Here is a 12,370-nt window from a genome sequence, read left to right on the forward strand (position 1 = left end):
TGCTTCAGGAGCCCGCAAGGAACGTCACGCGCACCTTTCGATCAGGATTATCCCTATTTGTATCCACCAGGCACACTGACTGCCACGTCCCCAGCTCCAGCCGTCCGCCCACCACCGGCAACGTCGCATGCGGCGGGACGAAGGCCGGCAGGACGTGGTCGCGACCATGGCCGGGGCTGCCGTGGCGGTGTTGCCAGCGGTCGTCGGCGGGCAGGAGGACGTGCAGGGCGGCGAGGAGGTCGTTGTCGCTGCCGGCTCCTGTCTCGATGATCGCGATACCGGCGGTGGCGTGGGGGACGAAGACGTTCAGCAGGCCGTCGCGACCGGCGGCCGCCTCCCGCAGGAAGTTCTCGCAGTCGTGGGTGAGGTCGACGACCCGCTCCACGGAACCGGAGGTGACGTTCAGCACTCGGGTGGTGAAGGCATCTGACATGCGTCCCATCCTCACGCACAGCCCCCGTCTCGTGCGTCACCGGACGGCCGAGGTGTGATACCCGCGGTCCACACCGCGAGACACCGTTGACCGCGCGCATGCCATCTGGCTACTTTCAGCCGCATGTTGCGTTCAGCCCTGCTCACCACGCGCGGTCACATCGACCTGCTGCGGGTGGCCTCCGCCGCGTGTTGTCGCGGCTGCTGACGCCTTTCTCCCGCCTTTCTCGCGCCTGCGCACCCTCCTGTCCGCACGCCTGATGCGCTGATCCGCTCGGGCACGGCGGGGCTCCGGCGCATCTCCTCACCGGCCGCTCTCCTCCCGTGGAGCACTCATGAGCATCAGCCATGCCCCGCCCGGTTCCCATGAACCCGATATATCGGCAAAAGACGAGAATCCAAACCCTTCGCCGGGCCACTCTCGGGGCCCCTCTCCAGGCTCTTCACCCGACCTCGTCCCCCTCGTCCCCACCTCCTCCCGCCGCACCCGCGTCCCCCGCTGGCTGCGCCGCACCACCGGGCCGATCCTGCTGCTGGCGCTCTGGCAACTGCTCAGCGTCACGGGCGTGTTGACCGCCGACGTGCTCGCCTCTCCCGGCCGTATCGCGCAGGTCGGGGGTGATCTGATCGCCGACGGTTCGCTGCCGTCCGCCATGGGCACCTCCCTTCAGCGCGTCGCGCTGGGGCTGCTGCTGGGCACCGTCGTCGGCACCGGACTCGCCCTGGTGTCCGGGCTGTTCCGGATCGGGGAGGACGTCGTCGACGCTCCGGTGCAGATGCTGCGGACCGTTCCCTTCGTGGGGCTCATCCCGCTGTTCATCATCTGGTTCGGTATCGGTGAGGCCCCGAAGGTCGCCATCATCACGCTGGGCGTCACCTTCCCGCTCTACCTCAATGTCTACGCCGGGATCCGGGGCGTGGACGCCCAGTTGATCGAGGCCGGGGAGTCCCTCGGGCTGTCGCGCTGGGGGCTGGTGCGGCATGTCGTCCTGCCGGGTGCGCTGCCCGGCGCGATGACCGGGCTGCGCTACTCGCTCGGCATCGCCTGGCTCGCACTCGTCTTCGCCGAGCAGGTCAACGCCGACTCCGGCATCGGATTCCTCATGGTGCAGGCCCGGGACTTCCTTCAGACCGACGTGATCGTGGTCTGCCTGATCGTCTACGCCTTCCTCGGCCTGCTGGCCGACTTCGTCGTCCGCTCCCTCGAAAGGCTGCTGCTGCAATGGCGACCGACGTTCACCGGCCGGTGACCACCCAGGCGGCCGTGCGGGTCGAGGGGCTGACCCGCTCCTTCGACGGCCGGGCCGTGATCGACGACCTCCGACTCGACGTCCGTCCGGGCGAATTCGTGGCCCTGCTCGGCCGCAGCGGCTGCGGCAAGTCCACGCTGCTGCGCATCCTGGCCGGCCTCGACCGCGACATCGAGGGCACCGTCCTCGTACCGCGCCGCAAGGCTGTCGCCTTCCAGGCACCGCGGCTCATGCCGTGGAAGAAGGTGTGGCGCAACGTCCTGCTGGGCCTGCCCGGCAAGCCGGAACGTGCCGTCGCGGACAAGGCCCTGGAGGAGGTCGGCCTGACCCAGCGCTCGGACGCCTGGCCCAAGACCCTGTCCGGCGGTGAGGCCCAACGCGCCTCCCTGGCACGGGCCTTGGTCCGCGAGCCCGATCTGCTGCTGCTCGACGAGCCGTTCGGGGCGCTGGACGCCCTGACCCGTATCAAGGCCCAGCGTCTGGTGGGCGAGTTGTGGCAGCGCCGCGGCTGCGCGGTGCTGCTCGTCACGCACGACGTCGAGGAGGCCGTACTGCTCGCCGACCGCGTCCTCGTGATGGACGGCGGTGTCATCGCGCACGAGCAGGAGATCACCCTCGACCGGCCCCGTGACATCACCGATCCCCGGTTCGCCGAGCTGCGCGCCGGCCTGCTGGAACGGCTCGGCGTCGACACCGCCGCCGAAGCCGCGTAACTCCCCATCCCAGAGAACGGACCCACCATGCGACGACGCCTCGTCCCCGCCGCGCTGCTCCTCCCCCTCGCCCTCCTGCTCACGGCCTGCGGCGGGAGCTCGTCCGCCAGCACGGGGTCCGACACCGACGGCAAGGGCTCCCTCACCCTCAACGTCGGTGACCAGAAAGGCGGTTCCGAAGCCATCCTGCGAGCTGCCGGGGAGCTCAAGGACCTCGACTACAAGATCAAGTGGTCCACGTTCACCTCCGGCCCACCGCTCCTCGAAGCCGTCAACGCCAAGGCAGTCGACATCGGCGGGGTCGGCAACACCCCGCCGGTCTTCGCGGCCGGCGCCGGCTCCAAGGTCACGGTGGTGGCCGCCTGGCACGGCACGTCCGAGGGCGACGCCGTCCTCGTACCGGACGGGTCGGAGCTGAAGAAGACCGAGGACCTCAAGGGCAAGTCCGTCGCCGTCGCGCAGGGTTCCTCCGCGCACTACCAACTGGTCGCCTCCCTCAAGGCGGCCGGGCTGACCCTGGCCGACGTGCAGGTCAAGTACCTCCAGCCGGCCGACGCACTCGCCGCATTCACCTCCGGCCGGGTCGACGCATGGGCGGTCTGGGACCCGTACACCTCGCAGGTGCTCCAGGCGAAGCAGGGCACCGTGCTCACCACCGGCGAGGGCGTGACCAACGGTCTCACCTTCCAGGTGGCGGCGCCCTCCGCGCTCCAGGACGGCAAGAAGTCCGCGGCGATCGAGGACTACCTCGGCCGACTGCGCCGCGCCTACGACTGGGTGTACGACCACCCCGAGGAGTGGGCGAAGGTGTGGGCGAAGGACACCGGGCTGCCGTACGAGGTTGCGCTGGCCTCGGTGAAGCGGACCAACGCCTCCCGGGTCGCGGTCGCCGTCGACAAGCCGCTCATCGCCTCCGAGCAGGAGATCGCCGACACCTTCACCGCCCTGAAGCTGATCCCGCGCCAGGTCGACTTCGCGAAGTTCACCGACACCCGCTTCAACGGCGATCTGCCGCCGTCCACCGCCAAGCCCCGTATCTACAAGGAATCCTGATGACCGTTCACCTGCACTGGTTCCTGCCGACCGGCGGTGACGGCCGCACCCTCGTGGACCGGCACGCTTACGCCTCCAACGCGCGCTCCGTCCATGGCATCCGTCCGCCCGACATCGAGTATCTCGCCCAGATCGCCAAGGCGGCCGAGCAGTTGGGCTTCGAGGCGGTGCTCACGCCGACCGGCACGTGGTGCGAGGACGCGTGGCTGACGACGGTGGCGCTCGCGCAGCACACCGAGCGGCTGAAGTTCCTGGTGGCGTTCCGGCCGGGGCTGATCTCGCCGACGCTGGCCGCGCAGATGGCGGCGACCTATCAGCGGGTGACCCGTGGGCGGCTGCTGCTGAACGTCGTCACCGGCGGCGACTCGACCGAGCAGCGGCGCTTCGGTGACCGGCTCGACCACGATCAGCGGTATGCCCGTACGGACGAGTTCCTGACGGTCGTACGCGGGGTGTGGCGCGGACAGCCGTACGACCTCCACGGCACGCACTACCAGGTCGACGGCGGGCTGGTCGCGCTGCCGCCCGAGCCGGTGCCGCAGTTGTTCTTCGGCGGGTCCTCCGAAGCCGCCGGCCCGGTCGCGGCACGGCACGCGGACGTCTATCTGACCTGGGGCGAACCGCCCGCGCAGGTCAAGGAGAAGATCGACTGGATCCGCTCGCTGGCCGAGCGGGAGGGCCGCACGGTCCGCTTCGGGGTCCGGCTGCACACCATCTCGCGCGATTCGTCGGCCGAGGCGTGGGCCACCGCGAACCGGCTGCTCGACGATCTCGATCCCGAGACGATCTCTGCCGCGCAGTCGGCGCTCGGGCGCAGCGAGTCGGTGGGGCAACAGCGCATGCTGGCCCTGCACGGCGGCTCCCGGGACGGGCTGGAGATCCACCCGAACCTGTGGGCGGGCGTCGGTCTGGTCCGCGGTGGGGCGGGGACGGCCCTCGTCGGCAGCCATGGCGAGGTCGCCGATCTGATCGAGGAGTACCACGCGCTGGGCGTCGAGCACTTCGTGCTCTCCGGGTATCCGCATCTGGAGGAGGCGTACTGGTTCGGGGAGGGCGTGATCCCCGAACTGACCGCTCGTGGACTGCTCGACAGCCGTACGGCGGCCGGCGCGCCGATCCTCGTGGCGGGCGGGCGTTGACGGCAGGTGACAACAGGACGGGCGCTGATCCCTCGGGAAGATCCACGCACCCCGCACTGTTAGTGGAAACGTGAACAACACCCAGGTAGTCGTCATAGGCGCCGGCCAGGCGGGTCTGGCCGGCGCCTATCACCTGCGGCGCTCCGGATTCGAGCCGGAGCGCGACTTCGTGGTCCTCGACCACTCCCCCGGCCCCGGCGGCGCCTGGCAGTTCCGGTGGCCGTCGCTGACGTACGGCAAGGTGCACGGGATGCACGCCCTGCCCGGCATGGAACTCACGGACGCCGACCCGGCACGGCCGTCCTCCGAGGTCATCACGGAGTACTTCGACGCCTACGAGCGCGCCTTCGACCTGCGGATACGGCGACCCGTCGATGTCCGTGCCGTACGCGAGGGCGACGCCGGACGGCTGCTCGTCGAGACCTCGGACGGTGTGTGGTCGACGCGGGCGCTGATCAACGCGACCGGGACCTGGGACCGGCCGTTCTGGCCGCGCCTTCCCGGTCAGGAGACCTTCCGGGGGCGGCAGTTGCACACGGCGCAGTATCCGGGGCCGGAGGAGTTCGCCGGGCTGCGGGTCGTCGTGGTGGGCGGGGGTGCGTCCGGCACGCAGCATCTGCTGGAGATCGCGCCGTATGCCGCGGCCACCACCTGGGTCACCCGGCGGCCGCCGGTCTTCCGCGAGGGGCCCTTCGACGAGAACGCGGGCCGCGCGGCGGTCGCGCTGGTGGAGGAGCGGGTGCGGCAGGGGCTGCCGCCGAGGAGCGTGGTGTCCGTCACGGGGCTACCGCTGAACGACGCCATTCGGCAGGGGCTGGCGGACGGGGTCCTGGACCGGCAGCCGATGTTCGACCGGATCACCCCGGACGGGGTGGAGTGGAACGACGGGCGGCAGGTGCCCGCAGACGTCATCCTGTGGGCGACCGGGTTCCGGCCCGCCATCGACCATCTGACGCCGCTGAGGCTGCGCGAGCCGGGCGGCGGGATCCGGCTCGACGGGACCCGCGCGGTCGTCGATCCGCGGATCCATCTGGTCGGCTACGGTCCGTCGGCGAGCACCATCGGCGCCAACCGGGCGGGCCGTGCGGCCGTGCGGGACATCCGTCGACTGCTCGCCGAGGAGCCGGTGGCCGCGTGATGTCCCGGCCGGTCAGGTCTTCGACTGCGGAGTCTTCTTCTGGAGGGCGTTGAACTCGGCGACGTTGCGCTGGTGCTCGACGTAGTCGGCCGTGAAGCGGGTGTCGCCCGGCTTGACCGTGACGAAGTACAGCCAGTCGCCCGGAGTCGGAGTGACAGCGGCGCGGACGGCCTCCTCACCGGGGTTGTCGATGGGCGTGGGCGGCAGGCCCATGCGCTGGTAGGAGTTGTAGGGGCTCTCGATCCGTGTGTCGTCAAGGGTCGTCTTCAGGGTGGAGCGGTTGAGCGCGTAGTTGATGGTGGAGTCCATCTGGAGCGGCATACCGCGTTCGAGTCGGTTGAAGATGACCCGGGCCACCTTGCCCATGTCGGCCTTGGTGGCGGCCTCGGCCTGCACGATGCTTGCGATGGTGACCGCCTGATAGACGTTCATCGCGTTGCGCTGCGCGCCGGCGGCGATCGGGGCACCGCTGAACCTCTGGTTGGCGATGTCGACCATGGACGACAGCAGCGTCTCGGGCGTCGTCTTCTCGTCGAGCGGATACGTCGCCGGGAAGAGATAGCCCTCGGGGTTGCCCTCGGCGTCGACCGGCAGTCGCAGGCTGGCCTTGGCCAAGGACTTCTTGGTGGTACCCGGCGGCAGTTCGAGGGTCTTGTCGACGGTGTCGTAGACCTGGCCCGCACGCCAGCCCTCCGGGATCACCAGGGTCGTCGGCTTGGCCTCGTCCTCGTCGCCCAGGGTCAGCAACGGCACCGCCACGGCGGTGCCGGCCAGGACGGCCCCGGTCGCGATGAGGGCGAAACGGCCCCGGCGCGTCAGGCGAAACGTGCTCCGTGGCGGAATGTTGAAGTGCATGCGGGAACGGTAACCCGCATAACCTCACAAACCCGACATATCTTTAGCTGGTCGGCTCCAGTTGGGCGTCCCTGCGGACCAGCGCCGCATACCGCCCCTCCCGGTCCAACAGCTCCTCGTGCGTGCCGCGTTCGACCGCGCGCCCGGCATCGAGGACCACGATCTGGTCGGCACCCCGAATGGTGGACAGCCGGTGCGCGATGGTGAGCGTGGTGCGGTTGGCCGACAGCGCGTCGATCGCCTCCTGGACGGCGTGTTCGGTGCGGGTGTCCAGGGCGCTGGTCGCCTCGTCGAGGATCAGCACCGGCGGATCGCGCAGGATCGTGCGCGCGATGGCCAGGCGCTGCTTCTCGCCGCCGGAGAAGCGGTGACCACGCTCGCCGACGACCGTGTCGTACCCGTCGGGCAGCCCGGCGATGTGGTCGTGGATCTGGGCCGCCTGCGCCGCCGCGTGCAGTTCCTCGTCGGTGGCGTCCGGCTTCGCGAAACGCAGGTTCTCGGCGATGGAGGCATGGAAGAGGTACGTCTCCTGGGAGACGACGCCGACCGCGCGGGCGAGGGTGTCGAAGTCGAGGTCGCGGACGTCGACGCCGTCGAGGGTGACGCGGCCGCCCGTCACGTCGTACAGCCTCGGCACCAGATAGCCGAGCGTCGACTTGCCCGCGCCGGTCGGGCCGACGAGCGCGAGGGAACTGCCCGCGGGGACGGTGACGTCGATGCCGTCGAGGATCGGCCCGCTCTTGGCGTCGTAGCGGAACTCGACGTCCTCGAAGCGGACCTCGCCCTTGACGCGGTCGAGGTGGACGGGCTGTTCGCGTTCGGTGATGTCGATCGGCAGGTCGAGGTACTCGAAGATGCGCTGGAAGAGGGCGAGCGAGGCCTGGATCTGGACGCCGGTGCCGAGCAGGCTGACGGCCGGCCGGAACAGGCCCTGCTGGAGCGAGACGAAGGCGACGATCGTGCCGATCGAGACCGCGGGGCCGCCGACTTGGAGGGTGATGCCCGCGGCCCAGTAGATGACGGCGGGCATGGCGGCCATGACGATCGTGATGACGGCCATCCGCCAGCGTCCGGCCATGCTCGACCGCACTTCGAGGTCGACCAGGTCCTCGGACTCCTCCCCGAAGGACTTCGTCAGCGAGTCGGAGCGGCCCATCGTGCGGCCGAGCAGGATGCCGCTGACGGAGAGCGACTCGGTGACCGTGGCGGCCATCACGGCCATCTGCTTCTGGCGCTGGGTGGTGATCTTCCGGCGTTCGTTGCCGACGCGTCGGCTGATCCATACGAACAGCGGCAGCAGGAGCAGCGAGACGACGGTGAGCCGCCAGTCGAGCGCGATCATCGCGATGATCGTGGCGACGACGCTGGTGAAGTTGGCGACCAGCGAGGTCGCGGTGGAGGTGACGGTGGCCTGCATGCCGCCGATGTCGTTGGCGATGCGGGACTGGACCTCGCCGGTGCGCGTGCGCGTGAAGAAGGCGAGCGACATGCGTTGCAGACGGCCGTAGACGGCGGTGCGCAGGTCGTGCATCACGCGCTGGCCGACGGTGGTGGAGATCAGGGTCTGGAGGACGCCGAAGACGCTGGTGAGGACGGCGCTCAGGATCATGCCCAGCGCGAGCAGGCTGAGCAGGCCGGTGCGGCCCTGCGGGATCGCGGTGTCGAGGATCGCCTTCAGGAAGAAGGGGGTGGCGACGGAGACGAGGGACGAGGCGCCGACCAGGAGGCCGACCACGGCGAGGCGTCCGCGGTACGGACGGAAGAGTTTCAGGATGCGGCGCACCTGCCGGGGCTTCTCCTCGGCGTCGGTGAGCGGGGTCCACACGGGTTCGTGTTCGGGTTTCATGGGCTCCTGCGGGAGGTGAGTGGATGATGACTGACGGAGCTTAGCTCATTGTTACCTATGCTCACAATGAACGTAGTCCTGATATTGTTCCCGCATGACCGCCGCCCCCGCTCCCACACCCTCCCCCGACACCGACGGCCCGCTGGCCGAGCAACTGCTGCGGCTCACCCGTCGTGTGCACCGCATCCAGAAGCGCCACCTGCAACAGCGCTGTCTGGGGATCACCCCGGCCCAGTCCCGACTGCTGCGCACCCTCGCCCACTACGACTCGCCGCCGCGCATGGCCGACCTGGCCGAACGCCTCGAGGTCGTCCCGCGCGCCGTGACGACGCTGGTGGACGGGCTGGAGACGAGCGGCAAGGTGCGGCGGGCGCCCGATCCGACCAATCGCCGGGTGATCCGTATCGAGCTCACGGACGACGGTCAGAAGACACTGCGGGCGCTGCGGGCGGCGCGACGGTCCGCGGCCGAGGAGATTCTGGCGCCGTTGACGGACGCACAGCGCGAGGTGCTCGGCGGGCTGCTGGACACGTTGGTCGACGGGGTGCCGAGCTGTTGAAAACACTGTGGCCACCGCCCCGGGGAGCGATGGCCACGTAGTGGTGCGACTGAGTCCCGACCGACCTAGGAGGCGGGCTCCTTGGCCGACCCGGCGGGGACGGCCGCGGGGGCGGGCGGGACCTCGCCGTCCTCCGTCTCGGACGCGGGCTCGACCTCGCCGTTCAGCACCTTCCTCGCCCGCTCCGTGTCCAGCGCGCCCTCCCACCGGGACACGGCGAAGACGGCGACGCAGTTGCCGAGCAGGTTCGTGACGACGCGCATCGAGTCCATGATGCGGTCCACGCCGAGGAGCAGGGCGACGGCCCCGGCGGGGATCGCCCCCAGCGAGGAAGCGGTCGCGGACAGCGCGAGGAAGGCCGAACCGGGGATGCCGGCCATGCCCTTGCTGGTGAGCATGAGCACCAGGATCACGGTGATCTGCTGGCCCAGGCTGAGGTCCACGCCCACGGCCTGGGCGATGAACAGCGTGCCGATGGACAGGTAGAGCGAGGCGCCGTCGAGGTTGAAGGAGTACCCGGTGGGCAGCACCAGGCCGACGGCGTCGTCGCGGGCGCCGGCCCTCCGCAGCTTCTGCATCACGCGCGGCATGACGGACTCGGTGGAGGCGGTGCCGAGCGCGAGGAGCATCTCCTCGCGGATGTAGCGGAGGAACTTCCACAGGCTGAGTCCGGTGACCACCTTGAGCGCGACGGCGAGGAGCACGATGAAGAGCGCCGCGGCAACGTAGCACAGGACGATCAGCTTGGCGTAGGTCTCGATCACTCCGAGCCCGTACTGGCCGATCAGGACGGCCATCGCGCCGAACACCGCGATCGGGGCGAGTCGCATGATGAAGCCGACGATCGCGAAGATGATCTCCTGGGCCTGCTCGATGGCGGGCAGCACCTTCGGCACCTTGGTGTGGCCGAGGTGAAGCAGCGCGGCGCCCACCAGACAGGCCAGGATCAGCACCTGGAGGAGTTCGTTCTCGGCGAAGGCACCGATGAAACTGGTGGGGATCGCGTTGACGATGAACTCGGTCGTCGAGGGCAGCGAGCCGCCGCCCGTCTTCGCGTCGACGGCCGAGGTGTCGAGCGTGGAGGGGTCGACGTTCATCCCCGAGCCGGGCTGCACGACGTTGGCGGCGAGCAGCCCGATGAGCAAGGCGAGCGTGCTCGCGACCTCGAACCAGATGAGGGCCTTGAGCCCGATCCGGCCGAAGGCCTTCAGGTCACCGGCCTTGGCGATACCGACCACGACCACGCAGAACACCAGCGGCGAGATGATCGTCTTGATGAGCCGGGTGAAACCGTCGCCGAGCGGCTGGAGATCCGCGGCGAAGTCGGGCCACAGCTTGCCGACGACGATTCCGAGCACGAGCGCGCAGGCGACCTGCGCGAAGAGAGAGGTACGCAGTATGCGTGCGACGCGTCGCGGCAGTGACGGTACGGACTGCGGCACGGGCACTCCTAGTGGGGGACGGCTGTATGTCAGAAGCCCAGGGACTTCTGACATACGGAAAGCGGTTTCCGGGTTGGATCACTCTCGGGGTGCCGTTGATCCATCCGGAAACCGCCGCGTATCAGCCAGGTAAATCAACCGCCGGGTGACCCATCGCACACCACCTGCTCAGCAGCGCTCGCGGTCCTCGGTCAGCACGCCCTGAACGGTCGTCAGCGCACGGTCGTGGCACCCGCCCGATCCGTACAGCCGGTACCGCTCGCTCGTCGTACCGACCGCGTGCCGCTGGTCGCGCGGCACGTTGATCGTGTACGTGGCGTCGCCCGCGTAGGTGTCGTCGAGCCGCGACCACGCGAGCCGCCGACCGCCCTGCGAGGTGACGACCGAGGCGCGGTCTCCGAGCGTCAGGACCGTGCGCAGCCTGTCACCGGCGCCGAGCGTGGTCGTGCCGTCCATCGTGTACGTCCGTTGCGCGCGCGTCGTCCGGGCCGGACCGCGTCCGTCGACGGTGACCGACTCGTCGTCCGTCCAGCGGGCGTCGAGACCGTCGACGGTCTCGCCCTCCGTCCAGCGGTGCACGGAGCTGTTCGCCAGGGACCGGCTGACGGTGGTCGTCACCCGGCCGTGCGAGGTGTCGACGTATCCGGCGACGGTCAGCCGATGTCCGCCCTCGGTGTCCACACGGTGTTCCGAACCGGGCGTATGCGTCGAGGAGTCGGTGAGCTCCCCTTCCCGGTGGACGGTGAGCTTCCCACCGACGTGCGCACGCTTCACGTCCTGCCAGGCGAGGACGTTCACGGGAGCGCTCCAGCCGACCTGTCCCTCGGGGACGCCGACCACGGAGACCTCGATGCGGTGCGGACGGCCGTCGTTGAGGATGCCGGCGAAGGGGGTGAGGTCGTATTCGATCGGCTTGATGTCGAAGGCGCGGGGCCCCGGAACGACGTACCAGAGGAAGGGGTTCGACCAGCCGCCGGTCCACACCGTCGGGAACGGCGCGGCGATTCCGGCCAGTTGACCGTCGACCTTCACCTGCACCTCGCGGTAGGGACCGTCGTCGGCCTGGCAGGAGTAGGGCGCCGAGTCGGGCACGGTCAGATACCAGTACTCCTCGCAGCCGCCGCCCGAGCCGGTGGCGTACACCTCGGCGACGATGCGTTCGCTGTTGCGCGGGGTGGTGAGGGTGGAGTCGGCGGCGAGGGTGAGGACCTGGTCCGGAGGCGCGGCCGCGGCCTGCTCGGCCGCCTTCCCGGCCGCGTAGAACGTCAGCGTGACCTTGACGTCGATGATCCCCGTGTACGTGTCGTCCACGACGTTCCCGATGAGCATCTCCACGTCCTGGGCGTCGCGGAACGTGTCGCTGTAGCGCGTGACGTCCTTCTCGACGGACCACTCGATGCCGTCGGGCGACGGCTGCGGTGTCGACGTACGGAAGATCTCGACGCCGCCGACGTGCAGATAGCCGAGCCGGTCGTACTGGCGCCCCTTGACCTTGCCGTCCATCCGCAGGACGACCTTGCTCCAGCGGTCGCCGCAGCCGTCCGGTGGTGCGTAACCGCCGGTGTACGGCGTGAAGTCACGGAACTGCGCCTCGGCGAGGGTGACTTGGCAGGACGTGCCGGCGGGCTTGGTGACGGGCGGAGCGGCGGTGACGGGGTCGTGCCAGTCGCTGGTGCTGAACTCGGGCGGGACGTCGGCGGACTGAGCGGGGGTCGCTGCGAGGACCGTACTCGCGAGGAGGGTCGCTCCGGCGAGCATGGACATGATGATCCGTCTCTTCATGGCCGGTGTTCTACGGGGAGTGGGGTGTCCCGCGCAATGAGCAGCCGGGACGGGCTCCCCGATCCGCACCGGGGAACGGAAAACCGGTTGCCTCCGGACACGCTGCGACGCGAACCTGTCACGGCTTGTTGCCGCCTTCCACACCACCCCTTCCGACCTGA

12 protein-coding genes are annotated in these 12,370 nt (G+C 69.6%); 7 read left to right on the top strand and 5 right to left on the bottom strand.

Going from position 1 to position 12,370, the window contains the following annotated elements; genetic code table 11:
* Positions 1 to 4 precede the first annotated feature (4 nt).
* Complete coding sequence (locus ACIHFB_RS04905) at positions 5 to 433, bottom strand: YjbQ family protein (RefSeq protein WP_365270127.1); 429 nt, start codon at positions 431 to 433, stop codon at positions 5 to 7.
* 123 nt (positions 434 to 556) lie between these two features.
* Between ACIHFB_RS04905 and ACIHFB_RS04910 the strand changes: the two genes are divergently transcribed.
* The 6 genes from ACIHFB_RS04910 (at position 557) to ACIHFB_RS04935 (ending at position 5,725) form a co-directional block, all read left to right on the top strand.
* Positions 557 to 640 (top strand): putative leader peptide, encoded by an 84-nt coding sequence (locus tag ACIHFB_RS04910; RefSeq protein WP_343234701.1) that lies wholly within the window; start codon positions 557 to 559, stop codon positions 638 to 640.
* A 127-nt stretch (positions 641 to 767) separates the two neighbouring features.
* Positions 768 to 1,682 carry an ABC transporter permease gene (locus ACIHFB_RS04915; protein ID WP_365270130.1) on the top strand — a complete coding sequence of 305 codons (915 nt, stop codon included), beginning with the start codon at positions 768 to 770 and terminating at the stop codon, positions 1,680 to 1,682.
* On the top strand, positions 1,655 to 2,395 hold the full coding sequence (locus tag ACIHFB_RS04920) for an ABC transporter ATP-binding protein (RefSeq protein WP_365270133.1): 741 nt from the start codon (positions 1,655 to 1,657) through the stop codon (positions 2,393 to 2,395). The genes ACIHFB_RS04915 and ACIHFB_RS04920 overlap by 28 nt, the downstream gene beginning before the upstream one ends.
* Before the next feature lie 27 nt (positions 2,396 to 2,422).
* Positions 2,423 to 3,448, top strand: coding sequence for an ABC transporter substrate-binding protein (locus ACIHFB_RS04925; protein WP_365270136.1), 1,026 nt, complete (start codon positions 2,423 to 2,425; stop codon positions 3,446 to 3,448).
* Entirely contained in the window at positions 3,448 to 4,587 is a 1,140-nt protein-coding gene (locus tag ACIHFB_RS04930; RefSeq protein WP_400125273.1) for an LLM class flavin-dependent oxidoreductase, read from the top strand. Before ACIHFB_RS04925 ends, ACIHFB_RS04930 begins: the two co-directional genes overlap by 1 nt.
* A 70-nt stretch (positions 4,588 to 4,657) precedes the next feature.
* A complete protein-coding gene (locus ACIHFB_RS04935) occupies positions 4,658 to 5,725 on the top strand; it encodes an NAD(P)-binding domain-containing protein (protein ID WP_365270142.1) in 1,068 nt (355 codons plus the stop codon).
* 12 nt (positions 5,726 to 5,737) lie between these two features.
* Here the strand turns inward: ACIHFB_RS04935 and mltG are convergent, their stop codons facing one another.
* Together mltG and ACIHFB_RS04945 are read right to left on the bottom strand one after the other, a co-directional pair.
* Positions 5,738 to 6,580, bottom strand: coding sequence for an endolytic transglycosylase MltG (gene mltG, locus ACIHFB_RS04940; protein ID WP_365270145.1), 843 nt, complete (start codon positions 6,578 to 6,580; stop codon positions 5,738 to 5,740).
* A gap of 43 nt (positions 6,581 to 6,623) precedes the next feature.
* Complete coding sequence (locus ACIHFB_RS04945) at positions 6,624 to 8,426, bottom strand: ABC transporter ATP-binding protein (protein WP_400125276.1); 1,803 nt, start codon at positions 8,424 to 8,426, stop codon at positions 6,624 to 6,626.
* 94 nt (positions 8,427 to 8,520) lie between these two features.
* Between ACIHFB_RS04945 and ACIHFB_RS04950 the strand changes: the two genes are divergently transcribed.
* A complete protein-coding gene (locus ACIHFB_RS04950; RefSeq protein ID WP_400125277.1) occupies positions 8,521 to 8,985 on the top strand; it encodes a MarR family winged helix-turn-helix transcriptional regulator in 465 nt (154 codons plus the stop codon).
* Between the two features lie 65 nt (positions 8,986 to 9,050).
* Here ACIHFB_RS04950 and ACIHFB_RS04955 read toward each other — a convergent pair whose 3' ends face one another.
* Positions 9,051 to 10,427, bottom strand: coding sequence for a cation:dicarboxylate symporter family transporter (locus ACIHFB_RS04955; RefSeq protein ID WP_400125279.1), 1,377 nt, complete (start codon positions 10,425 to 10,427; stop codon positions 9,051 to 9,053).
* A gap of 168 nt (positions 10,428 to 10,595) precedes the next feature.
* Positions 10,596 to 12,209 (bottom strand): peptide-N4-asparagine amidase, encoded by a 1,614-nt coding sequence (locus ACIHFB_RS04960; protein WP_400125281.1) that lies wholly within the window; start codon positions 12,207 to 12,209, stop codon positions 10,596 to 10,598.
* Positions 12,210 to 12,370: the final 161 nt, after the last annotated feature.

Source organism: Streptomyces sp. NPDC051963 (assembly GCF_044593495.1).
Taxonomy (GTDB): Bacteria; Actinomycetota; Actinomycetes; order Streptomycetales; family Streptomycetaceae; genus Streptomyces.

What these genes read in the sequence shown, in the direction of transcription:
- ACIHFB_RS04910 (WP_343234701.1), top strand. Translation starts at nt 557, where the DNA reads ATGTTGCGTTCAGCCCTGCTCACCACGCGCGGTCACATCGACCTGCTG.
- ACIHFB_RS04915 (WP_365270130.1), top strand. Translation starts at nt 768, where the DNA reads ATGAGCATCAGCCATGCCCCGCCCGGTTCCCATGAACCCGATATATCG.
- ACIHFB_RS04905 (WP_365270127.1), bottom strand. Translation starts at nt 433, where the DNA reads ATGTCAGATGCCTTCACCACCCGAGTGCTGAACGTCACCTCCGGTTCC.
- ACIHFB_RS04960 (WP_400125281.1), bottom strand. Translation starts at nt 12,209, where the DNA reads ATGAAGAGACGGATCATCATGTCCATGCTCGCCGGAGCGACCCTCCTC.
- mltG (WP_365270145.1), bottom strand. Translation starts at nt 6,580, where the DNA reads ATGCACTTCAACATTCCGCCACGGAGCACGTTTCGCCTGACGCGCCGG.
- ACIHFB_RS04950 (WP_400125277.1), top strand. Translation starts at nt 8,521, where the DNA reads ATGACCGCCGCCCCCGCTCCCACACCCTCCCCCGACACCGACGGCCCG.
- ACIHFB_RS04920 (WP_365270133.1), top strand. Translation starts at nt 1,655, where the DNA reads ATGGCGACCGACGTTCACCGGCCGGTGACCACCCAGGCGGCCGTGCGG.
- ACIHFB_RS04930 (WP_400125273.1), top strand. Translation starts at nt 3,448, where the DNA reads ATGACCGTTCACCTGCACTGGTTCCTGCCGACCGGCGGTGACGGCCGC.
- ACIHFB_RS04945 (WP_400125276.1), bottom strand. Translation starts at nt 8,426, where the DNA reads ATGAAACCCGAACACGAACCCGTGTGGACCCCGCTCACCGACGCCGAG.
- ACIHFB_RS04925 (WP_365270136.1), top strand. Translation starts at nt 2,423, where the DNA reads ATGCGACGACGCCTCGTCCCCGCCGCGCTGCTCCTCCCCCTCGCCCTC.